20 protein-coding genes are annotated in these 22732 nt (G+C 65.6%); 15 read left to right on the plus strand and 5 right to left on the minus strand.

Annotated elements, in window-relative coordinates; all coding sequences use genetic code 11:
* Nucleotides 1–436: 436 nt before the first annotated feature.
* Both groES and groL read left to right on the plus strand, forming a co-directional pair.
* Entirely contained in the window at nucleotides 437–736 is a 300-nt protein-coding gene (gene groES / locus RFA01S_RS16315) for a co-chaperone GroES (RefSeq protein WP_008718149.1), read from the plus strand.
* A 98-nt stretch (nucleotides 737–834) separates the two neighbouring features.
* A complete protein-coding gene (gene groL / locus RFA01S_RS16320) occupies nucleotides 835–2448 on the plus strand; it encodes a chaperonin GroEL (RefSeq protein ID WP_032408017.1) in 1614 nt (537 codons plus the stop codon).
* A 78-nt stretch (nucleotides 2449–2526) separates the two neighbouring features.
* On the opposite strand, the gene RFA01S_RS16325 is transcribed toward groL, so the two are convergent.
* A complete protein-coding gene (locus RFA01S_RS16325) occupies nucleotides 2527–2820 on the minus strand; it encodes a WhiB family transcriptional regulator (protein WP_027496361.1) in 294 nt (97 codons plus the stop codon).
* Between the two features lie 686 nt (nucleotides 2821–3506).
* Here RFA01S_RS16325 and RFA01S_RS16335 point away from each other — a divergent pair.
* The 3 genes from RFA01S_RS16335 (at nucleotide 3507) to RFA01S_RS16345 (ending at nucleotide 6072) form a co-directional block, all read left to right on the plus strand.
* Nucleotides 3507–4349, plus strand: coding sequence for a hypothetical protein (locus RFA01S_RS16335; RefSeq protein WP_139278457.1), 843 nt, complete (start codon nucleotides 3507–3509; stop codon nucleotides 4347–4349).
* A gap of 135 nt (nucleotides 4350–4484) precedes the next feature.
* The gene (locus tag RFA01S_RS16340) at nucleotides 4485–5063 is read left to right on the plus strand and encodes a sigma-70 family RNA polymerase sigma factor (RefSeq protein WP_027496363.1); all 579 of its coding nucleotides are present in this window, start codon (nucleotides 4485–4487) and stop codon (nucleotides 5061–5063) included.
* The gene (locus RFA01S_RS16345) at nucleotides 5056–6072 is read left to right on the plus strand and encodes an anti-sigma-D factor RsdA (protein WP_052060833.1); all 1017 of its coding nucleotides are present in this window, start codon (nucleotides 5056–5058) and stop codon (nucleotides 6070–6072) included. The genes RFA01S_RS16340 and RFA01S_RS16345 overlap by 8 nt, the downstream gene beginning before the upstream one ends.
* Before the next feature lie 89 nt (nucleotides 6073–6161).
* Here the strand turns inward: RFA01S_RS16345 and RFA01S_RS16350 are convergent, their stop codons facing one another.
* Complete coding sequence (locus tag RFA01S_RS16350; protein WP_027496364.1) at nucleotides 6162–6566, minus strand: DUF5319 domain-containing protein; 405 nt, start codon at nucleotides 6564–6566, stop codon at nucleotides 6162–6164.
* Between the two features lie 300 nt (nucleotides 6567–6866).
* Here RFA01S_RS16350 and guaB point away from each other — a divergent pair, with 300 nt between their 5' ends.
* The 4 genes from guaB (at nucleotide 6867) to guaA (ending at nucleotide 13184) form a co-directional block, all read left to right on the plus strand.
* Nucleotides 6867–8390, plus strand: a complete 1524-nt coding sequence (gene guaB / locus RFA01S_RS16355) for an IMP dehydrogenase (protein ID WP_032365609.1) — start codon at nucleotides 6867–6869, stop codon at nucleotides 8388–8390.
* Between the two features lie 55 nt (nucleotides 8391–8445).
* Nucleotides 8446–9585, plus strand: coding sequence for a GuaB3 family IMP dehydrogenase-related protein (locus RFA01S_RS16360; RefSeq protein ID WP_027496367.1), 1140 nt, complete (start codon nucleotides 8446–8448; stop codon nucleotides 9583–9585).
* A 204-nt stretch (nucleotides 9586–9789) separates the two neighbouring features.
* The gene (locus RFA01S_RS16365) at nucleotides 9790–11544 is read left to right on the plus strand and encodes an FAD-dependent oxidoreductase (protein ID WP_032408015.1); all 1755 of its coding nucleotides are present in this window, start codon (nucleotides 9790–9792) and stop codon (nucleotides 11542–11544) included.
* 50 nt (nucleotides 11545–11594) lie between these two features.
* The gene (guaA, locus tag RFA01S_RS16370; protein ID WP_032365606.1) at nucleotides 11595–13184 is read left to right on the plus strand and encodes a glutamine-hydrolyzing GMP synthase; all 1590 of its coding nucleotides are present in this window, start codon (nucleotides 11595–11597) and stop codon (nucleotides 13182–13184) included.
* Between the two features lie 5 nt (nucleotides 13185–13189).
* On the opposite strand, the gene RFA01S_RS16375 is transcribed toward guaA, so the two are convergent.
* Nucleotides 13190–13447, minus strand: a complete 258-nt coding sequence (locus RFA01S_RS16375) for a hypothetical protein (RefSeq protein ID WP_032408014.1) — start codon at nucleotides 13445–13447, stop codon at nucleotides 13190–13192.
* Nucleotides 13444–14835, minus strand: a complete 1392-nt coding sequence (locus RFA01S_RS16380; RefSeq protein ID WP_032408152.1) for a PspC domain-containing protein — start codon at nucleotides 14833–14835, stop codon at nucleotides 13444–13446. The genes RFA01S_RS16375 and RFA01S_RS16380 overlap by 4 nt, the downstream gene beginning before the upstream one ends.
* 277 nt (nucleotides 14836–15112) lie before the next feature.
* Between RFA01S_RS16380 and RFA01S_RS16385 the strand changes: the two genes are divergently transcribed.
* From RFA01S_RS16385 to RFA01S_RS16395, 3 genes are read left to right on the plus strand one after another with little or no spacing between them, the layout of a single operon-like run.
* The gene (locus tag RFA01S_RS16385; protein ID WP_045842100.1) at nucleotides 15113–16360 is read left to right on the plus strand and encodes a sensor histidine kinase; all 1248 of its coding nucleotides are present in this window, start codon (nucleotides 15113–15115) and stop codon (nucleotides 16358–16360) included.
* Nucleotides 16357–17004 carry a response regulator gene (locus RFA01S_RS16390; protein ID WP_032365604.1) on the plus strand — a complete coding sequence of 216 codons (648 nt, stop codon included), beginning with the start codon at nucleotides 16357–16359 and terminating at the stop codon, nucleotides 17002–17004. Before RFA01S_RS16385 ends, RFA01S_RS16390 begins: the two co-directional genes overlap by 4 nt.
* 53 nt (nucleotides 17005–17057) lie before the next feature.
* Nucleotides 17058–18065 carry a DNA polymerase III subunit beta family protein gene (locus RFA01S_RS16395; protein ID WP_032408013.1) on the plus strand — a complete coding sequence of 336 codons (1008 nt, stop codon included), beginning with the start codon at nucleotides 17058–17060 and terminating at the stop codon, nucleotides 18063–18065.
* A 22-nt stretch (nucleotides 18066–18087) separates the two neighbouring features.
* On the opposite strand, the gene RFA01S_RS16400 is transcribed toward RFA01S_RS16395, so the two are convergent.
* Nucleotides 18088–19308, minus strand: a complete 1221-nt coding sequence (locus RFA01S_RS16400) for a serine/threonine-protein kinase (RefSeq protein WP_174557273.1) — start codon at nucleotides 19306–19308, stop codon at nucleotides 18088–18090.
* 205 nt (nucleotides 19309–19513) lie between these two features.
* On the opposite strand from RFA01S_RS16400, the gene imuA' reads away from it, so the two are divergent.
* Genes imuA' through RFA01S_RS16420 form a run of 3 tightly spaced genes read left to right on the plus strand, consistent with a single transcriptional unit; the run spans nucleotide 19514 to nucleotide 22727 of the window.
* Nucleotides 19514–20377, plus strand: coding sequence for a DnaE2-dependent mutagenesis accessory factor ImuA' (imuA', locus tag RFA01S_RS16410; protein ID WP_032408012.1), 864 nt, complete (start codon nucleotides 19514–19516; stop codon nucleotides 20375–20377).
* Nucleotides 20374–21948, plus strand: a complete 1575-nt coding sequence (locus tag RFA01S_RS16415; protein WP_027496378.1) for a DNA polymerase Y family protein — start codon at nucleotides 20374–20376, stop codon at nucleotides 21946–21948. Before imuA' ends, RFA01S_RS16415 begins: the two co-directional genes overlap by 4 nt.
* A gap of 20 nt (nucleotides 21949–21968) precedes the next feature.
* A complete protein-coding gene (locus RFA01S_RS16420) occupies nucleotides 21969–22727 on the plus strand; it encodes an alpha/beta fold hydrolase (RefSeq protein ID WP_032371036.1) in 759 nt (252 codons plus the stop codon).
* Nucleotides 22728–22732 lie beyond the last annotated feature (5 nt).

The following is a 22732-nucleotide window of genomic DNA, read 5'->3' on the forward strand; positions in this document are numbered from 1 at the left end:
CGCGGCTGTCGATCGTTATCGTTCGGACAGCTCCGTTATCGTAACGTTACCGATCCCGTTGCGCGACCGTAATAATCTGCTCGGTCGGTTACTTCGCAGGCCCGGGTGCGGCCTCACCTGCACCTTCGGCAGTGTCGCGGCATCGAGAAAAAAGTGTGGAAATCCCCGTGTCGCGTGCCGAGGCGACCGGTGCGGGTCGGGTGGAAGTGCGATCCGGCCGAGTCGGTCCCCCGAACGCAAGCCTGGCGAACCCAGCCCTTGAGTGCTGGCACTCTCGTGTATAGAGTGCTAGTTGGCACCGAGCGAAGTCCCGGCACCCGCGACGACGGGACCGAGTTTCGTGCCGAGTTTGTCAGGACCGCACGAGAAGTACTTACACACAGCTGTCCGGGGATCCGACCCCGGACGCGTACCCCATAACTTTGGAGGGCTCAACGTGGCGAGCGTGAAAATCAAGCCGCTCGAGGACAAGATCCTCGTCCAGGCCAACGAGGCCGAGACGACGACCGCCTCCGGTCTGGTCATCCCCGACACAGCCAAGGAGAAGCCCCAGGAGGGCACCGTCGTCGCCGTTGGCGAAGGCCGTGTCACCGAGAAGGGCAACCGAATCCCGGTCGACGTCAAAGAAGGTGACACCGTCATCTACAGCAAGTACGGCGGCACCGAGATCAAGTACGCCGGCGAGGAGTACCTGATTCTGTCGGCACGCGACGTGCTGGCAGTCATCGCCAAGTAGGCCACAACGCATCCCGCCCCGGAATCCGATTTCAGTGTCGGTCCCGGGGCGGAGTGCGTTCGATCGAGTTTCTTTACTCGAAGGAGTAACACCGAAACATGGCAAAGCAAATCCAATTCAACGAGGAAGCACGCCGCTCTCTCGAGCGCGGCGTCGACAAGCTCGCCGACGCAGTCAAGGTCACTCTCGGACCGCGCGGTCGCCACGTCGTCCTCTCCAAGGCCTTCGGTGGCCCCACGGTCACCAACGACGGTGTGTCGATCGCTCGTGAAATCGACCTGGAAGATCCGTTCGAGAACCTCGGTGCCCAGTTGGTCAAGAGCGTCGCCACCAAGACGAACGACGTCGCAGGCGACGGCACCACCACGGCGACCGTTCTCGCACAGGCTCTCGTCCGCGGCGGACTGAAGAACATCGCCGCCGGAGCCAACCCCATCGCGCTGGGCACCGGCATCTCCAAGGCAGCGGACAAGGTTGCCGAGGCACTGCTCGCCGCCGCCACCCCGGTCGAGGGCAAGCAGGCCATCGCTCAGGTTGCGACCGTGTCGTCGCGGGACCCCGAGATCGGCGAACTCGTCGGTGAGGCGCTCACTCGCGTCGGTGCAGACGGCGTAGTCACCGTCGAGGAGTCCTCGACTCTGCTCACCGAGCTGTCGGTCACCGAGGGCGTCCAGTTCGACAAGGGCTACCTCTCGCCGTACTTCGTCACCGACGTCGACACGCAGGAAGCTGTGCTCGAGGACGCCTACGTCCTGCTGTACCGCGAGAAGATCACCTCGCTTCCCGACTTCCTCCCGCTGTTGGAGAAGGTTGCCGAGAGCGGCAAGCCGTTGCTGATCATCGCCGAGGACACCGAGGGTGAGGTTCTGTCGACTCTGGTCGTGAACTCCATCCGCAAGACGATCAAGGCCGTTGCCGTCAAGGCTCCGTTCTTCGGCGACCGTCGCAAGGCGTTCCTCGACGACCTCGCAGTCGTCACCGCAGGCCAGGTCATCACTGCAGATGTCGGCCTGAGCCTGAAGGAAGCCGGCCTCGAGCTGCTCGGCCGGGCGCGTCGCGTCGTCGTCACCAAGGACGAGACGACCATCGTCGACGGTGCCGGCTCGCAGGACGACATCGATGCCCGCGTCGGCCAGCTTCGTCGCGAGATCGAGAACACCGACTCCGAGTGGGATCGTGAAAAGCTCGAAGAGCGGCTCGCGAAGCTCTCCGGCGGCATCGCCGTCATCAAGGTCGGTGCCGCAACCGAGACCGAGCTCAAGGAACGCAAGTTCCGCGTCGACGATGCAGTTGCAGCGGCCAAGGCTGCGGTGGAAGAAGGCATCGTTCCCGGCGGTGGCTCTGCTCTGACTCAGGCCGCGTTGTCGCTTGCCGACGATCTGGGCCTGACCGGTGACGAAGCCACCGGCGTCGCAGTGGTGCGCACTGCTCTGAACGCACCACTGTTCTGGATCGCTACCAACGCCGGCATCGACGGTTCCGTCGTCGTCAGCAAGGTGGCCGAGTTGCCGAAGGGCCACGGTTTCAACGCCGCGACCCTGACGTACGGCGACCTGCTGGCCGACGGCGTGGTGGATCCGGTGAAGGTGACCCGATCTGCCGTGGTCAACGCCGCATCCGTCGCGCGCATGATCCTGACGACGGAAAGCTCCATCGTCGAGAAGCCCGAAGAGGAATCCGAGGCCGCAGCCGGCCACGGACACGCTCACTGATTTTCGGGTAGTACGACGAAGCCCCCAACCCGAACGGGTTGGGGGCTTCGTCGTGTGTGCAGCTGTGAAGTCGTGTGCTCAGACCGCGATGCGGCGGCGGTTGTGCCGGGCGTGCAATTCGCGCTCCGTCTCGGACATCCCTCCCCAGATGCCGTACGGCTCGCTGACGTTGAGTGCGTGGGTGCGGCACTGAGCGAGTACCGGACAGCTGCGGCACATCTCTTTGGCGCGCATCTCTCGCTGTGCTCGCGCCCGACCCCGCTCGCCGTCGGGGTGGAAGAACATGGACGAGTCGACGCCACGGCACAGGCCGTGCATCTGCCAATCCCAAATATCGGCGTTCGGCCCAGGGAGGTGGTTCGGCTGCGGCATGGAAACTCCTAGGGTGGTGTGGCTTCGACGGATTCGTGATCCGAACAGCGACAACGTTATGTGGGTCGACGAAATCGAGTCAATAGAGCTCGATCGTGGGCAAATGCATAGCGGGAGGGCGAAGAATTAACACGTTCGATATTTACTTCGAACCGCTCGCATGTGTGCGCTTCCGGTTGAGAAATCGGCCGAGTCGGGAGACGATGCTCATGGCACGACGCGGCGCAGGATCGACGGTGACGTGTCGGCGCGAGCCGGTGTCGCTCCGCATTCCACCGCGCGTTTCTCGAAGACCTGCAGCTTGAAGGTGTTGTCGCAGAGCGTCGAGCAGTGGCGAGCCGGGTTCGGCCTCGATGCACGAGCGGCCGAGCGGATCGAGCGAGGAGTCGGTCGTTGTTGCCGAACGATTCCGATCGGCGGTGTCGAATGTGCCCGACGCATTCTTGTCCGGCTCCGATAAACGACCCGCCGTTTAACCCATTCGCCACACAGCGTTCAGACAACTGTTTCCGAAACAACACCTATTCACATTGTTAATTCTGTGAAAACTGCAGCGGCGTCCTGAAAGGTCGTCGTGAAAGAGGCAGCCGTCCGGCGCGACATTCGCATTCGTGCGTTGCGTGTCCGTGGTTCTCGGTCGGCCGACTCGCGTGCCTGCAGTCCGTCCGTGGCCATACCCTGACGTCGTGCACAGTGTTTCGAAGTCCTCGCCCGTCATCGGAGAGCCCGATTGCATCGGGCTCGAGCTGAAAGAGGCGGCGTTCGGAGCAGACCCCGGTCGAACCGACCTACCGGCGGCTACCGATGCGCGGCAGAGTTGGTGCCGCGGCGTCGCACTGGCCGGCCAGGGTCGGTACAACGCTGCCCGGGTCGAGCTCCGGCGGTTCCGGCCGGCGTCGCAGGCGCTCGAGTCCCTGTACGAGTCGACCAGGGCGTCATGGCTACGCCAGGTCGGTCGGCACCGGCTCGCCCGCGGGTTCGACGGGAGGGCGGTGTTCCTGATCGGGCTCACCGGCGAGGCGCGAACGACGGACGCGGTGGAGGCGCGCAGTGATGCGCTGGTCGGATTGGCGGCGGATGCACTGGGGACCGGCCGATTCGGGTTCGCGGATGCGTTCCTGGCGCGCAACGCAGAGCTGCTCTCGGTGCGTGGGGGGTCGGATCTGTGGCGTCCGGCGCTGCGCGCGCACTGGGTGGCAGCCGAGCTGGCAATGATGCGTGGGGACGGCTCGGGAGCGCTCCGACACGCCGAGTCTGCTCGCGCACTTGCCGACGACACCGATTCGTTACGGCATCGCATCAAAACCGATCTGGTGATGGCCGCTGCCCTGAGCTGCGCCGGTGCGACCGAGCGCGCACGTGCAGGAGCCGTCGACGTGGCCTGCGCTGCGGCGATGCACGGTTTACTGCCCCTGCGCTGGGCCGCGACGATGCTGTGCGAAGGAACCGGGGGAGCGGATCCGAACATGGTTCCGGCGCGCGACCTGGGAGCCGCACTCGAACGACTGGGTGGATCCGCGGTCGGTTGACCTGGACCGTAGCCGCACACGGACCGAGCGGTTCGATTGTGGGCCGTCGGTATCGCTATCCTTGGTTCGTTCCACCACCACGTGGAAGCGCTCCCAGGCGGGTGCGTACCTGTAACGCGGGGAAATTTGTCGACGATGAACAGTGCGGGTGAGGAGTTGGACTCTTTCGTCGTTGCCGCAGCGCAAGGCGATCGACTGGCTCTGTCCCGGGTCTTGGAATTCATCCGACCACTCGTCGTCCGGTATTGCCGGGCTCGAGTCGGTTCGGCTGAGCGTGGTCAGCTTTCGGCCGACGACGTGGCGCAGGAGGTCTGTTTGGCAGTCATGACCGCCTTGCCGCGTTACCAGGATCAAGGTCGTCCGTTCATGGCATTCGTGTACGGCATCGCGGCGCACAAGGTCGCAGATGCTCATCGCAGTGCCTCGCGTAACAAATCGGACCCGGCCGCCGAAGTACCAGATGTCGTGTCGACAGAACACGGTCCGGAGCAGCGAGCTCTGGAATCCGAGTCGAGTCGTCAGATGACTGCACTACTGGACACCTTGCCCGCCAAGCACCGAGAGATTCTGGTGCTCCGACTCATCGTCGGATTGTCGGCCGAGGAGACGGCAGCTGCGGTCGGCAGCACTGCAGGCGCTATCCGCGTGGCTCAGCACCGAGCTATCGCAAAACTGAAGAACGAAGTTGTGAGAGCAGGTGAAATGTATGGCTAGGGACAATGGTCACGGTGGCACCGGTGAGACCCCGCGTCGCGGAATCTCGCGTATCGGAGAGCACGTGACACCCACTGGACCGAAGCAGAACGATCCCTATGCCGACATCGGCGCAGACGGTGGTCCCGTGGACCTCGTCGCCGTTCGTCGTGACGATGCCTTCATCGACGCGATCAGTGGTGACGGACCGATCGCAACCGATGATGCGGACGATTACCAACTCGCGCTCCTGCTCGCCAATTGGCGAGCGGACGTGATCACACCGTCCATGCCGGCCGGTCCTTCTCTCGACACCGTTGTCGCGGCCGTCGAGCGCGAGAAGGTGGCAGCCGACATGGCGCGATCCAGCGCGGCGAACCGCGGGGGCCGGATGCGTCTGTTGCGTCCCCTCGCCGGTGCCGCCGCCGCGATCGCCGTCGTGTTGGGCGGTCTGGTGGTCATCTCGTACAACTCGACGCCCGAGGATCCGCTGTGGAGCGTCAAGTCGGTCGTGTTCTCCGAGCAGGCCGATTCGACTGTCGCGCAGATAGATACGACATCGAAGCTGCAGGAGGCGGAGAACCTTCTGTCGTCCGGCGATGCCGACGCTGCCCGCGCTCTTCTCGACGGCGCATCGAACCGCAGTTCCGCGATCATCGACGATGCACAGCGAGCCGAACTCGACCAGTGGCTGGCCCGTTTGCTGCAGGAGTTGCAGGCCATGACGGTGCCGCCCGTGGTACCTCCGATGGGTGCGGCCCCGGCAGCCCCGTTGTCGGTGCCCAGCCAAGCAACTCTGGTTCCGACGGCTCCGGTGGAGACGGTTGCACCGGAATCCACCGCGGTTCCGAGCACGCCGAATCCGGAAACGACGACACCGGTCAGCCCGCCCGTCACCACGAGTCCGAGTCCGACGACCACCGACGTCACGCCGACGGTGCTCGACAACCCGAATCAGCCGACGGCCACTGCCAGTGGCAGTTCGTCCGAGAACGGCGACCGCATGTCGGTTCCGTCCGGCGGAAGCTGAGCGACAGGCCCTGTTCGACGACGCAGACCGTAAACAACGAAGAAGCCCGACACGATGATCGTGTCGGGCTTCTTCGTTTGTCTGGGGTCTCAGCTCTCGAAACCGTCTCCGTGCAGAGCGTCGTTCATGGATGCGTCGGCGAAACCACGGCAGTAATCCCACGTGACGTACGCGTCGGGCACCGGGTCGTAGGCCGGCTCGTGCGGGCGCACGGTGCCGTCGACGAGCAGCTGCAGCAGATTCGCACGCAGCATGTCCCAGTCGTGGTAGTGGTCCTGCTGGCAGTCTTCGCAGCACACGACGAGTCCACGGATACCGCGGTGGCCGAGGAGTGCCTCGTAGACAGCGAGGTCCGCCAAGTCTTCTTCTACGGCCAGCCGTTCTTGGGGATCGAGAGGCTGGCCGGGCTCGATTGCATCGAGGGCGGCCGACGGGTCGGCGGGGTCTCCGGCGAACGGATCCGGGGGTAGACCGGGAGGCAGTTGATCGCGCACGCCTCCACGGTACGCAGAACTGGTGGGTCTGCGCCAGCCGTTCGAGTGCGACATGCCGGACGATCCGTACCGCCGGACCCCGTCGGGTCTTCGATTCGGTGCCTCCGAGCGTCCGCAGCGGGAGGCGTGCGCACTGATTGTGCCGCAGGCCGATACCATGGTTCCCGGCGCTGAACAGATGAGTGCAAGTGCCGAAACTCCATCCGTTCTCCAACACCGCACCGCGGTGCGCCTGCGAGCTCTCACCGGCCGCATGCCGCGCCCACGATGCAACCAGGCTCTAGGGAGGGCCAGATTCGTATGAGTAGTCCCGGAGCCCACGTCCGCACAGGCGGCGACGATCCCAACAAGGTCGCGATGCTCGGCCTCACGTTCGACGACGTCCTGCTGCTGCCGGCCGCTTCGGATCTGATCCCCAGCGCCGTGGACACGTCCAGTCAGATCACCCGCGAGATCAGGCTGCGAGTCCCGCTGGTCAGTTCTGCGATGGATACCGTCACCGAGGCGCGGATGGCCATTGCGATGGCACGTGCAGGCGGCATGGGTGTGCTGCACCGCAATCTTTCGCTGCACGATCAGGCGTCTCAGGTCGAGACCGTCAAGCGCTCGGAGGCCGGGATGGTCACCGACCCGGTCACCTGCAAGCCCACCGACTCGCTGGCCGAGGTCGACGCGATGTGTGCGCGCTTCCGTATCTCGGGGCTCCCGGTCACCGACGAGACCGGTGCGCTGGTCGGCATCATCACGAACCGCGACATGCGGTTCGAGGTGGATCAGAACCGTCGCGTCGCCGACGTCATGACGAAGGCACCGTTGATCACCGCGCAGGAGGGGGTCACCGCCGAAGCGGCCCTCGGCCTGCTGCGTCGCCACAAGATCGAGAAGCTACCGATCGTCGACGGCAAAGGCGCACTCACCGGCCTGATCACGGTGAAGGACTTCGTCAAGACCGAGCAGCACCCGGACGCCACCAAGGACCGTGACGGTCGACTGCTGGTCGGAGCAGCAGTGGGCGTCGGGCAGGATGCCTGGGCCAGGTCGATGGCACTGACCGATGCCGGCGTCGACGTCATCATCGTCGACACCGCGCACGGCCACAATTCTCAGGTGCTCGAGATGGTCAGCAAGCTCAAGGCAGAGGTGGGCGAGCGCGTTCAGGTCGTCGGCGGAAACGTCGCCACCCGCGCGGGCGCACTCGCCCTCGTCGAGGCCGGTGCCGATGCGGTGAAGGTGGGCGTCGGACCCGGTTCGATCTGCACCACCCGCGTGGTCGCCGGCGTCGGCGCTCCGCAGATCACCGCTATCCTCGAAGCCGTGGCCGCGTGCAAGCCGCACGGTGTACCGGTCATCGCCGACGGTGGTATGCAGTTCTCCGGTGACATCGCCAAGGCACTCGCCGCAGGCGCGTCGACCGCGATGCTCGGATCGTTGCTGGCCGGCACCGCCGAGTCTCCGGGTGAGCTGATCCTGGTCGGTGGCAAGCAGTTCAAGAGCTACCGCGGCATGGGCTCGCTCGGTGCGATGCAGGGACGCGGGGGAGCGAAGTCGTTCTCGAAGGACCGCTACTTCCAGGACGACGTGCTGGCCGAGGACAAGCTGGTTCCCGAGGGGATCGAGGGACGCGTCCCGTACCGGGGTCCGTTGAACCAGGTCATCCACCAGCTCACCGGTGGGTTGCGCGCTGCCATGGGGTACACCGGGTCGACGTCCATCGAGCACCTGCAGCAGGCTCAGTTCGTGCAGATCACCGCGGCCGGTCTCAAGGAGAGCCACCCGCACGACATCACGATGACCGCTGAGGCTCCGAACTACACCACCCGATAGTCGCGTCGGCCCGTGGTGGCCGATCGATTCGCTCTCGAAGTAGAAAGGTGCGCGCGTGCGCGACCTCGTTGAAATCGGCATGGGCAGAGAAGCCCGTCGCACCTACCAGCTGGACGACGTCGATATCGTGCCGTCTCGGCGCACCCGGTCGTCCAAGGAGGTGTCGACTGCCTGGCAGCTCGATGCCTACCGGTTCGACATCCCGGTGCTCGCCCATCCGACCGATGCGTTGGTCTCACCTGCGTTCGCCATCGAGCTCGGTAAGCAAGGCGGGCTCGGGGTGATCAACGGCGAAGGGCTGTGGGCGCGGCACGCCGACGTGCAGGCCAAGCTCGACCAGTTGATCCACATCGCCGAGACCGATCTCGATCCCGACGCGCCGATCGCATTCCTGCAGGAGCTGCACGCTGCGCCGTTGCAGCCCGATCTGTTGGCCGCCGCAGTGGGCCAGGTGCGTGATGCAGGCGTCACTGTCGCTGTACGAGTGAGCCCGCAGAACGCCCGTGCTCTGACGCCTGCGCTGATCGCATCGGGTCTGGATCTGCTGGTCATCCAGGGCACGATCATCTCCGCCGAGCACGTTGCGCACGGCGACGACGAGCCGCTCAACCTCAAGACGTTCATCGCAGAGCTCGACGTCCCCGTCATCGCCGGCGGCGTCAGCGATCACCGGACCGCGTTGCACCTGATGCGCACGGGTGCGGCCGGCGTCATCGTGGGCTACGGCTCCGTCGAAGGCGGCACGACCACCGGTGAAGTTCTCGGCATCGGTGTTCCGATGGCCACTGCGATCGCCGACGCGGCAGCCGCACGTCGGGACTACCTGGACGAGACCGGTGGACGCTACGTGCACGTCATCGCCGACGGTGACATCACCACGTCCGGCGCACTGGCGAAAGCCATCGCCTGCGGCGCGGATGCTGCAGTGCTCGGTGCGCCGTTGGCCGTGGCCGCCGAGGCTCCCGGTGGCGGCTGGTACTGGCCGTCCGCCGCGGCGCATCCGTCGATGCCGCGTGGCGCGTTGCTGCCGATGTCCGCGGGGGAGCGTCCGAGCCTCGATCAGGTGCTGCACGGACCGTCGCGTGAGTCGTACGGCTCGATCAACCTCGTCGGCGGATTGCGTCGCTCGATGGCGAAGTCGGGCTACTCCGATCTGAAGGAATTCCAGAAGGTCGGCCTGAACGTTCGGGCCTGACAGAACCCCCATACGACAGAACCCCCACACCGCAGGGCGCGCACTCGATCTTCGGGTGCGCGCCCTGTGTCGTTCGTCGGGCAGGCACCGGTAAGCCGACCCTCGGTTGGTGATACCTTCCGTAACAGCTAGAATCGCTTGTGGCGGTAGTCACACAGCGATGTGCATACTGTTCGACAGGTAACGGACGTAGCGGAGGTCACCATGGGTTCAGCTGGACGCGCAACGGATTACGACGTTCTCATCGTCGGTTCGGGCTTCGGTGGAAGCGTCACCGCGCTTCGGCTGGTGGAGAAGGGATACCGCGTCGGAATCCTGGAAGCCGGGCAGCGATTCGAGGACAAGGACTTCGCCAAGAACAGCTGGGATCTCAAGCGCTTCCTGTGGGCACCCAAGCTGGGTCTCTACGGCATCCAGCGGGTGCATCTGCTGCGCGACTGCCTGATCCTCGCCGGTGCAGGGGTCGGCGGCGGATCGCTGAACTACGCGAACACGCTGTACAAGCCGCAGGCACCGTTCTTCGAGGACAAGCAGTGGGCGCACATCACCGACTGGAGCAGTGAGCTCTCCCCGTTCTACGACCAGGCCACCCGCATGTTGGGTGTCGTGCGCAACCCGCACATGACCCCCGCCGACGAGGTGATGAAGTCGGTGGCCGAGGACATGGGCGTCGCCGACACGTTCATTCAGACACCGGTGGGCGTGTTCTTCGGAGACGAACCCGGTAAGACCGTCCCGGACCCGTACTTCGGTGGTGCCGGCCCCGAGCGCACGGGATGCATCGAATGCGGCGAGTGCATGACCGGGTGCCGCCACGGTGCCAAGAACACTCTGCTGAAGAACTACCTCGGGCTGGCCGAACGTGCCGGAGCCGAGATCGTGCCGATGACCACGGTCACCGGCCTGAATCCTCGGTCCGACGGCACCTGGGACGTCGACACCGAGCGCACCGGGGCGCGTCTGCGCAAGGGTCGCAAGACGTACAGCGCTGCCAATGTCGTGCTGGCAGCCGGCACGTGGGGCACGCAGAACCTCCTGCACAAGATGAAGGACACGGGCACGTTGCCGCGGTTGTCGGACACTCTCGGTGAGCTGACCCGCACCAACTCGGAGTCGATCGTCGGAGCCGCGAAGTTGGCGGTCGATCCGAACATGGATCTCACGCGCGGCGTAGCCATCACGTCCTCGTTCCACCCCAGCCCCAACACCCACATCGAACCGTGCCGCTACGGCAAGGGCTCCAACGCGATGGGCATGCTGCAGACCTTGATGACCGACGGCGGAGGAAAGATTCCGCGTTGGCTCAAGTTCGTCTTCGCGCTGATCGCGCATCCGATCCAGTTCGTCCGCGTCGTCAACGTCCGGCACTGGAGCGAGCGGACAATCATCGCGCTGGTGATGCAGAACCTCGACAACTCGATCACCACGTTCACCAAGCGGGGCCCCTTCGGCCGCAAGATCTCGAGCAGGCAGGGACACGGTCAGCCCAACCCGACGTGGATTCCCGAGGGCAACGACGCCACTCGGCGCATCGCGAAAAAGATCGGCGGCGTCGCGGGAGGGACGTGGGGCGAGCTGTTCAACATTCCGCTCACCGCACACTTCCTCGGCGGGTGCGCTATCGCCGAGGACTCCCAGCACGGCGTCATCGACCCGTACCACCGCGTCCACGGCTACCCGACTCTCAGTGTGGTCGACGGTGCGGCAGTCTCGGCCAACCTCGGAGTCAACCCGTCGCTGACCATCAGCGCGCAGGCCGAGCGGTCGGCGGCTCTGTGGCCGAACAAGGGCGAGTCGGACCTGCGTCCGGCGCAGGGCCAGCCCTACCAGCGCCTCGATCCGATCGCTCCGAACTCGCCCGTCGTGCCCGTCGACGCACCCGGCGGCCTGCGGCTGCCGATCGTGCAGATCAGATCCGGTTCGGCGGCCATGCCCGTCGAACATTCGGGTGTCGCGTGAGCGATTCGGGTGCTGCGAGTACACCGAAGCCGTCCCACTAGACTGACCAGGTGACCGACTCCTCTGCACACGATCCCGCACACGCACGGCCGGTTCTGGTCGTCGATTTCGGAGCCCAGTACGCACAGCTGATCGCCCGCCGGGTGCGCGAGGCCAGCGTGTACTCCGAGGTCATCTCGCACACCGCGACCGCCGAGGAGATCGCCGCCAAGGATCCCGTTGCTCTGGTGCTGTCCGGAGGTCCGTCCAGCGTTTACGCCGAGGGTGCACCCGAACTCGACTCCGCTCTGCTCGAACTGGGCGTCCCGGTATTCGGTATCTGCTACGGCTTCCAGGCCATGGCGCAGGCGCTCGGCGGAACCGTCGAGCACACCGGAACGCGTGAGTACGGGCGTACTCAACTCAGCGTCGACGGCGGCCGCCTGCACGACGGTCTGCCTTCCACCCAGCCGGTCTGGATGAGTCACGGTGACGCGGTCACCGCTGCTCCCGACGGCTTCACCGTCACCGCGACCAGTGCCGGGGCTCCGGTTGCTGCCTTCGAGAACGAAGAGAAGCGGATGGCGGGTGTGCAGTACCACCCCGAGGTACTTCACTCACCACACGGACAGCAGGTCCTGAGCCGATTCCTGCACGAGACCGCCGGAATCAAGCCGGACTGGACTGCCGCCAACATTGCCGACGCGCTGGTCGACGCCGTCCAGGAACAGGTCGGTCCGACGGGCAAGGCGATCTGCGGCCTGTCCGGTGGTGTCGATTCCGCGGTGGCCGCGGCTCTGGTGCAGCGTGCGATCGGTGATCGGCTCACCTGTGTCTTCGTCGACCACGGCTTGCTACGCGCAGGCGAACGCGAGCAGGTGCAGCAGGACTTCGTAGCCGCGACCGGTGCCAAGCTCGTCACCGTCGATGCCGTCGACACCTTCCTCGGAGCGCTCGAAGGCGTGTCGGATCCCGAGGAGAAGCGCAAGATCATCGGCCGCGAGTTCATTCGCAGTTTCGAGGGTGCCGTGGCCGAGGTGCTGGGCGAGAACGCCGAGCACGGTGATTCCGTCGAGTTCCTGGTGCAGGGCACCCTGTACCCGGACGTCGTGGAGTCCGGTGGCGGTTCGGGTACCGCGAACATCAAGAGCCATCACAACGTCGGCGGTCTGCCCGACGATCTGCAGTTCGCGTTGGTCGAGCCGTTGCGTGCGCTGTTCAAGGACGAGGTGCGCGCCGTCGGACGCGAGCTGGGCCTGCCCGAGGACATCGTCGGCAGACAGCCGTTCCCGGGACCGGGACTGGCCATTCGCATCGTCGGAGAGATCACCGCGGACCGACTGGCCACGTTGCGTCACGCGGATTCCATTGTTCGAGAAGAGCTTACGGTCGCAGGCCTGGATCAGCAGATCTGGCAGTGCCCGGTGGTGCTGTTGGCCGACGTGCGCAGCGTCGGCGTGCAGGGAGACGGTCGGACCTACGGACACCCCATCGTGTTGCGTCCGGTGTCGAGCGAGGATGCGATGACCGCGGACTGGACCCGGTTGCCGTACGACGTGCTGGAAACGATTTCGACTCGGGTGACCAACGAGGTTCCGGAGGTCAACCGAGTCGTACTCGACGTCACGAGCAAGCCGCCGGGCACCATCGAGTGGGAGTAGCGGGTTCAGTGCATTCTGCTGGGACCCAGCAGTAAGGCCGCACCCACCACTACCGCAGCGATGACGAACACCCAGCGGAACTGAACCTCGGCCAGGGCGGTGACGGCGTCCTGGCCGATCAGCGCGGCGATCGCCACGATCAGCGCGGCGAGTCCAGCGAGGAACAACGGAGCCGACGGGCCCTGCCTGCTCGAACTCTGTGCCGCGGTGTCCGAAGAACTGTCTCCGTGGCCGTATTCGGTGTGAATTCCGTTGTCGCTCATTGCTGCACCACTTTCAGTTCTCCGAATGTCGCATCGCCTTCGATCGTCAAGACCGGCGCGTCGGGTCGTGCGTCCTTTCCGGCGCGGACGCCGGGATCACCGCACTCGGCCGAACCGAATTCGGCGTTGCATTTCGTCTCGATGCTCATCGTGCTCGGTACGGTCACCACAGCACTGCCGAACGTCACATCGATCGTCACCGTCTTGTTCTCGGTGAGCGTCAGGCCGGTGAGGTCGAGGTCCAGTTCACCGAAGCCGACGTCATAGGCGGGGGCAAGTGCGGCGGCGGTGGTCGGGGCAACCCGTTGCGCGCCCGACACACTGTCGTCCAGATTCACCGGCCCGACAACCGATGCCAGGATGACGAACCCGGCCAGCGGCGCGCCGACGACCAACAGGCCGTGGCCCTTTCGGAGAAATGCACCCAGGATCAGACCCACTGCGATGATCGACAACGCGACGGCACCGACGCGGCCCGGAGTGATCCAGTCGGAACCTGTCAGTGCTCCGAGTCCGGTGGTGACGGCAGCGCCGAGCAATGCTAGGCCGAGAAAGCTTGCCGTCCAACGCGATCGACGCTTACGTTCGATCGCTGCCGGTGGGAAGGTGCCGGCCGGTTCGGGGAGGTCCCACGCAAACGGTGCCACTCCCAACGGGTCCCACGACGGAGGTGTCACGGCCTGGGGTGTGGTCGGAACGGCAGTGGCAGAGGTACTTTCGGCACGTGTGCTCTTGGTGAGGTCGACGGTCGGTGCAGTACCGGATTCCGATACCGGCTGTGTTGTCTGCGGTGTCGGCTCGTAGCTCTTGGGTAGCGTCGTGTACGGGGTGTACTGCTCGTACTGGAACTGCGGCGGCCGGTATTGCGCGGCGGACCACTGCTCCGCGGAGGTGGTGGTCGAGCCGAACGGGGTCGGTGCGTACTGCTGCCGGGTGAATTCCGCTGTTCGCAGGTACGGCGGCGGCTCGGGGCAGCGCTGGTGAAGCAACCACAGTCCGCCGAGCATCGCCGCGAGAGAGATCACGCCGGATCCGCCGAGTCCCACACCGGCCGGACCGAGTGTCGACAGTGCGATCACCAACGCGACCGCCACGACGACGGTCTTCGTCGTCGAATCGGAGCTGTGCCCGCGGCCCACCATGGATTCGACCCCCGAGGCGGAGTCGCCGGCGCGGCTGAGGACCAGCCACGCCGCCAGGTACAGCACGATTCCGGTGCCGCCGAAGAGGGTGGACACGACGAATGCGACCCGGATCAGTACGGGGTCGACGTCGTATCGGTAGCCGATACCGGCTGCTACACCCGCCACGTGTCCGCGTTGCGGCAAGCGGTGCGGACGGGTGCGCCACATCTGCTGTAGCTGATCCGAGACGGTCACGTTGTTCATGACAACCATCGTGTCGGCTGCAACCTCGGAACACATCAGGGATTCCCCTGATCTCGTACCCCGGACTTGCACCCGGGTCTGTTGCAGGCCGAAAGATCAGGGCGAACCCTGATGCGGTACCGCCCCCGGCCGTGCCAGGATCGTGGGCGTGCACCCTGTCGACAATCCAGCCGTTGACGCCGCCGTCGGCGCGTCCGCCGCGCCCGGTGCTGCGCCGTCGACCCGTCCGCTCCCGCCGCACCCTGTCCTTGCGTCGGGTTCGGCTTCTCGTGCCGCGTTGGAACGTTCGGCCCCCGCACCGTATCGGCGCCGCGGCGGCGGTCGTATCGTCGGCGGCGTCGCGGGCGGACTCGCCGATCATCTGGGTGTCGACGTGTTCAAGATCCGGGTGGCGTTCGCGTTGCTCGCGGCGTCCGCCGGTGCAGGGATCGTTGCGTACGGCCTGATCTGGATGTTCACCCCGGTCGGTGACGACACGGCACGTCCGAGCGCTACCGAGCGGCAACGAGCATTGGGACTGGCCGCCATCGGCCTCGGACTCGCCGTCGGACTGGCCTGGTTGCTCAGTGGTACTGCGGCATCGGTCGTCGTGCCGGTCGTCGTGGTCGTCGTCGGTGCTGCCCTGGTGTGGCGAGAATTCGATGCCGAGGGGCCGCGGACGGCGCTGGGGCTGCCCAAGCAACCGACCGTGCTCAGCTGGGCTCGTGTCGTCGGCGGCGCGACGTTGATCGTCCTGGGCCTTGCCGTGGTGGTGTTGGCCCGCGTCGATCTCGCGTCGCTTCGGTCGTCCCTGTTGGCCGTAGTGGTCACCCTCGTCGGAGTCGGTCTGTTGACGGTGCCGATCTGGTTGCGGACCTGGCGTGCGCTCGGGGCCGAGCGATCGGCGCGTATCCGAAACGACGAACGTGAAGAGATTGCGTCGCATCTGCACGATTCGGTGCTGCAGACGTTGGCGCTCATTCAGAAGCAGGCGGATCGGCCGCAGGAGGTAATGCGGTTGGCGCGTGGGCAGGAGCGAGAACTGCGCAAGTGGTTGTTCGACGGCGGCGACACCGACAACTCGAGCTTGGCCGATGCGCTCAAGACCATCTCCGGCGAGGTCGAGGATCAACACGGCGTGACGGTCCGTCCCATCACGGTCGGGGACGTGCATCTGTTGCCGGACGACGTCGAATCGGGGCTGTCGCGAGAGAGCTTCACCGCGCTGCTGGGGGCCACTCGTGAAGCTCTGGTCAACGCGGCCAAACATTCCGGTGAGACCAACATCGATCTGTTCGCCGAAACCGAACCCGAGCAGGTCAGTGTGTTCGTCCGCGACCGCGGTACGGGCTTCGACGAGTCTGCGGTGCCCGAGGACCGACAGGGACTGGCCAAGTCCATCCGTGGACGAATCGAACGCCGCGGCGGTTCCGTACAGGTGCGGTCCACAGTCGGTAAGGGAACCGAGGTACGAATCTTCATGCCACGCAACGGCGGGGCAGTGACCACCGAATCCGAATCCAACCATCAGGAGCAGCCGACGTGACCGACCCTTTCCGCGTTTTTCTGGTCGACGACCACGCGGTGTTTCGCTCGGGAGTACGCGCCGAACTGGGCCGTGAGGTGGACATCGACGTCGTCGGGGAAGCAGGCGGAGTCGCCGAGGCGGTGTCGGGGATCGATTCCACCAAGCCCGACGTGGTGCTGCTGGACGTGCACATGCCCGACGGTGGTGGCGTGGCCGTGCTCAACCGAATTGCCGAGGGCCCGGTGTGCTTGGCGCTCAGCGTGTCCGACGCAGCGGAGGACGTCATCGCCGTCATCCGGGCCGGCGCGAGGGGGTATGTCACCAAGACCATCTCCGGCTCGGAACTGGCCGATTCCGTCCGACGCGTAGCCGGGGGAGATGCGGTGTTCAGCCCGCGTCTTGCCGGCTTCGTCCTCGACTCGTTCACCGGCCGCAGCGCAGCGCCCGAGCCGCCGTTGGATCCGGAATTGGATTCGTTGACGCCCCGTGAACTCGAAGTACTGAGGTTGCTGGCGCGCGGCTACACGTATCGGGAGATCGCCGAGGATCTGTTCATCTCGGTCAAAACCGTCGAAACGCACGCGTCCAATGTTCTTCGGAAGACCCAGCAATCGAACAGGAATGCACTGACGCGGTGGGCGCACAAGCGTCGAATCGATTAGGCCGTCTGCGTTGGGCTTGACCTTCGACCGACGCGAAGCTTCAGGATTTCGACATGACTGATTCGGACGAAGAATTCCTGACCATCGGTGTGTTCGCTCGCGAGAGCGGGCTGACCCCCAGCGCGCTGCGGTTCTATGACGATTGCGGCTTGCTGGCCCCGGCGTCCATCGACGCACAATCGGGTTATCGCTACTACACTCGCGCACAATCGAAGCGGGCGAACATCATTCGCCAGCTGCGCGAGATCGGGCTGCCACTCGACAAGGTTGCCGCTGCCCTCGACGGCGATGGAACTGCCGCCATCGAGATCGTGGATCGACACGTCGAAGCTCTGGCTGCACAGGCGCGGGCGGCAGCCGAGGCAGCAGTGTCGATTCGCCGGTTGTTCGACGAAAAATACTGCACGGCAACGGTATCAGCCGAGGATTTGGCCTCGGCGATGGCGCAGGTCTCGTCGGCGGCCGGGGCGAGCCAAGAATTTCCGGTACTGCAGGGCGTACTGATCGAGGTGGACGGAAGTAGCGTCACCCTCACCGCGACGGATCGGTATCGATTGTCCACGCGCAGTTTCGTCGCGCAGTGCTCGCCCGGACTACCGTGGTCGCGAATCGTAGGCGTCGGATCCCTCGAGGCCGTCCCCGCCTCGGGCACCCTCGTGCTGACGCGAACCGACGAGTCGATGGTGGTCGACTCCGACGGTTCTCGGGTGGCGGTGAACACGGTCGACGGTGAATTCCCCGACTGGCGCACGATGATGGACGGTCTGGCTCCGACTGTGACGAGGGTTGTGCTGCAACGAGATTTCGTTCCCGTTGATGGCGGTACCCTGCGCATCGTGGCCGGGCCCGACGGTTTCTCGGTCGATGGTGTTCCGGTTCCTGCACGGGTGACCGGTTCACAGAGTGTGGTGTTCTTCGATGCGGCCGTCCTGCAGGCCGCCGTCGCATCGGCCGTTGGACCGGATCTGATGCTCGATATCGCTGCACCGGATCAACCGATGCTGGTGCGTTCCGCGGTCGACGGTGCTCTGACGACGTTGGTGATGCCGGTTCTCGGCTGAACGGCGGACTGCGCGGGAGTTGTTACAGCAACAGGACGACAGCCAGGATCAGAAGAATCACGACCACGACGAGTCCGCCGAGGACGGCCGTCGCCGGGATGGACGTCCGGTCGCCGATGACGTCCTCGATGCGCATGAGTGCGTCCTGGACCGGGTTCTTTCTCTTCTTCGGAAGGTCGAACGGCGGCGGTGAGTACGAGGAGGGAGTCGGATCCGTTCGGCTCTCTCCCGGTTGCACGGCGGGCAGACCGGCGATGGTGCGTCCGAATTCTCGGGACGGTCGGCGAGATTCCGAGACGGGTGTCGATCGTCTCGCCCAGGCGGGGACGACGCCGTCCGCTGAGGTCAGAGGTACTCCGCGCAACTGAGAGATGGTGCCGCGCTTGCTTATTGCGGCAAGAATGATCTCGTCACGGGCCTGGGCCATGGTGGGACGTCGAGCCGGATCGGGCTCGAGCATGTGCAGTAGTGGGCCGGTGAGGTCTCCGCTGCGAGTGGGAGAGATGATCTGCCCCTTGGCAACTCGGTGCAGGAGCGCAATCGAATCGTGATCGATGCCGAAGGGCGGCGCACCTTCCATTGCGGTGTACAACGTGGCACCGAGGGAGAACACATCGCTGGCCGCAGTGGGGTCCTGGCCGCGCGCGACCTCGGGGGCGAAGTACGCGGGGGTGCCGGTGATGACGCTGTCGTCGGCTTCCTCCACGTCGCCCTTGGCTCGAGAGATGCCGAAATCGCTGATCTTGACGATGCCCAGATCCTTGCCGCGGTCGGCGATCAGAATGTTGCCCGGCTTGATGTCGCGATGCACGATTCCGGCGTCGTGTGCTTCGGTCAGGGCGTCGGCGATCTGCGCACCGATCTGAGCGACCTCGAACGGTGGTAGTGAGTCGGTGACGCCGAGCGCCTGCGCGAGGCTGCGTGAGGACAGGTATTCCATGATCAACCACGGCTCGCCGTCGACGAGAGCGACGTCGTGCATCGCGATGGCGTGTGGGCTCGACAGGCGGGCCGCGATCCGTCCTTCGCGCATGGCCCGGTTGCGCACGTCCACTGCCTGTTCCGGGGTCAACCGGGTGGTGGAGGTGACCTGTTTGACGGCCACCTGCCGGTGCAGAAGGGTGTCGGTGGCGAGCCAGACCGCGCCCATGCCGCCACCGCCGAGCTTGCCGGCGAGACGGTATCTGCCGGCGAGGAGGTAGTCGGGCCCGACTCCCCGTCGAACACGCTGCTGATCGGTCACGTCCACAGGTTAGTGGACGATGCCGCGGTGTGCCCGCAGCAGCGGTACTACCGCCTCTACCAGGGGCTACGGCATCGCCTTGACGAGTTGCCGTCCGAACGGCTTTACTGGGTGCAGATCGAAATTGTGTTCGAATACGTCACTTCCCGCGTCCGTCGAACACCGGTGTTTCGGCTCGATTTTTCATGCAGTGAAGGGGAGTGACATGTCTGTTTCCGAGGCTGCAGCACAGGCTTCCGTACCGCCGGATGCGCTCGACGGGTTGTCGCTTCCCGAGCGGGTGGCGCTGCTACGCAGTCGGATGGCTGCCGTACCGTCTCGCGGTGAAACGGCCTCGGTGCGCATCGAGAATTCTGCTCCCGTTCGTCCCCGCCCTACCGACCCCGAATCCGACCCCGAATCCGACGCCGTCGACGGCTCGGAGCAGGTGTCGGTACCGACCCGTAGGCGGCCTGTTCTTCCGGTGCCGTCGGCGCTGATGGAGGTTCTTCCGCACGGTGGTCTGGTGCGCGGAACGGTGGCCTCGGTGTCCGGTGCCGGTTCGTTGTTGATCGGGTTGGTAGCCGCGGTGACCGGTGCCGGCGGTCATGTCGCCGTCATAGGTCAGCCCCGCTTCGGACTTCTGGCTGCGGTGGAGATGGGCGCGCAGCTGAGCAAGCTGGCTCTCATTCCCGATCCCGGCCCCGACCCGGTGGAAGTGGCGGCGATCCTGCTCGACGGTGTCGATCTCGTCGTCCTCGGTCTCGGTGGCCTGTCGGTACCACCGACTCGGGCCAGGGCAGTAGTGGCGCGCGCCCGCAGCAAAGGGTCGACGTTGGTGGTGACCGACGGGCACTGGGACGGAGCCGAGCTACGACTCGACGCGTCGGTGCACGGCTACGACGGCCTCGGCACAGGCCGTGAGCTGGGGCGTGGCCGGCTGCGCGGGGTTCGATTGTCGGTGTGCGCGCGGGGTAAAGCGATGCGTCCTCGTACGGTTCGATTCGACTTGCGTGCGGAGAACGGCCGCATCGAATGGCATGCCGAACAGCAGGAGTCGAATCCGTTGTCGATCGCGGTCTCGACATGAGTACCGGCCAGTCCAACCGTGTTCTGGCGCTGTGGTGTCCCGACTGGCCTGCCGTCGCCGCAGCAGCTCAGGCCGATCTACCGGCGACGCATCCGGTGGTCGTCACGTCGGCCAACCGGGTCGTCGCCTGCTCGGCCACGGCACGGGCGTCGGGCATCAAGCGCGGCCTACGTCGCCGGGAGGCGCAGGCGCGGTGCCCCGACGTGCATGTGGCCGTTGCCGATACCGATCGTGATGCACGCCTGTTCGAGCCCGTGGTCTCGGCTGTCGCGGCCATCGCCCCCGGCGTCGAAGTGCTGCGGCCGGGCCTGTTGGTTCTTGCAGCGCGTGGTGTCGGACGGTACTTCGGTACCGAGCATCGCGCCGCGGAGCGGTTGATCGACGAAGCGTCGGCTGCAGGTGTCGAATGTCAGATCGGGATTGCCGACGAGTTGTCCACCGCAGTCGTCGCCGCGCGGTACGCACAGGTGGTGCCGCGCGGTGGTGGTGCCGGGTTTCTTTCGCCGTTACCGATCGCCGAACTCTCGGCGGAGCCCAGTATGGCCGCGGCCGATCGTGGTGAACTGGTGGATCTGTTGCACCGCTTGGGTTTACGCAGAATCGGGGACTTCGCTGCCCTGTCTCCGTCGGATGTGGCATCGCGATTCGGTACCGATGCCGTGCTGGCGCATCGCAGTGCCCGCGGTGAGCCCGAAAGGCCGCCGTCTGCCCGTGCTCTGCCTCCCGACCTGGATGTGGAGTATCTGTGCGATCCGCCGATCGACCGGGTGGATGCAGCCGCGTTCGCCGGGCGCGCATTGGCCGAGCAGCTGCACACCAAGCTTGCCGCGGCTGCTGTTGCGTGCACTCGGTTGCTGGTGCACGCCAGTACCGGCAACGGTGAGAATTTGTCGCGAATCTGGCGGTGCGCCGAGCCGTTGACGCCGGAGGGCACGGCCGATCGCGTGCGGTGGCAACTCGACGGCTGGATCACCGGACGCAGCGAGAACAAGCCGACGTCGGCGATCACCGTCCTGCGCCTCGAGCCGATCGAAGTGGTGGCAGCAGGGGAGTTGCAGCTGGGTTTGTGGGGCAGTGTCGGTGACGAGGACGACAGGGCGCGTCGGGCGTTGGTACGCGTTCAGGGTCTGCTCGGCGGCGAATCGGTGCTCGGGGGTGTTCTCAGCGGTGGACGCGGGCCGGCCGAGCGGATCACGTTGCGTCCACTGGGAGACGAGTTGGTGCCGCTGTCCGATCCATCGGCCCCGTGGCCGGGCCGACTACCCGAGCCGGCACCGGCGGCGGTGATCGAGACACGCCCGGCAGTGACGCTGATGAACCGAGCGGGTTCGGGAATCGGCGTCACCGACCGCGGTGTGTTCGATGCGCCGCCCAAGAGATTGCGGTGGGGGACCAAGGAATGGGAGTTGACGGGCCTGGCCGGGCCGTGGCCCGTCGACGAACGGTGGTGGGACAGCGGGCAAGGATCGACGGGGCCGACGGCGCGGGCACAGGTGGTGCTCGACGACGAGAGGGCGTTGCTGCTGGTGTTCGACGACGGTCTGTGGCGGGTGGAAGGAATCTACGAGTAGGAACCGCTACCGTCGGGGAAATGCAGATGATGTCCGAGACGGTCGACCTCGATGGCGTCGACATCGCGTATCGCTCGTTCGCGCCGCAGGAACACACGAGTGCGGCACCGGTGATGCTGGTGCACGGCATGGGCGGAGACAGCGGAACCTGGGATCGCTTCGCTCGGGCTCTGACCGCGCACGGTCGCCGGGTGATCACCGTCGACCTCCGAGGGCACGGCAAGAGTGCCCACACGCCCACGTACGAGTTCGACATGTTCGGCGGTGATCTCCTCGCCCTGATCGATCACCTCGGGCTCACCGAAGTCGATCTCGTCGGACATTCACTCGGTGGATACGCGGTCTCGCTCGTGGCGCAGCGTCGCCCGTCTCTCGTCCGACGCCTGGTTCTCGAAGAACTTCCGATACCGATCAGGCCGGGGGACGCCCCGCCGACCCTGACCGGGCGGATGCCGTCGGTCACCGAACTCTGGCATGCGGCGACCAGCGTTGTTCTGCATCCCCGTGCAGTACTCGCGTTCGATCGATCGATGACCGCCACTGCTCTCGAGCAGTTCCGTCGGCCGAACCCGCGGTGGTGGGAGTCGTTGGCCGACATCACTGCTCCGACGTTGGTACTTCGTGGAGGTCCGGGCGGCATGGTCGATCCGGTTCGGCTCGACGCGATGGTAGCGAGCATCCCGAACTGTCGAGTGGAGGCATTCAGGACCGGACACAGCATCCACCGCGATGGCTACTCAGCCTTCGAGGCGGTAGTTCGTCCATTTCTGACGCAGTAATCTGC

Origin of the sequence: Rhodococcoides fascians NBRC 12155 = LMG 3623, assembly GCF_001894785.1 — a bacterium.
GTDB classification, from domain to species: Bacteria; Actinomycetota; Actinomycetes; order Mycobacteriales; family Mycobacteriaceae; genus Rhodococcoides; species Rhodococcoides fascians.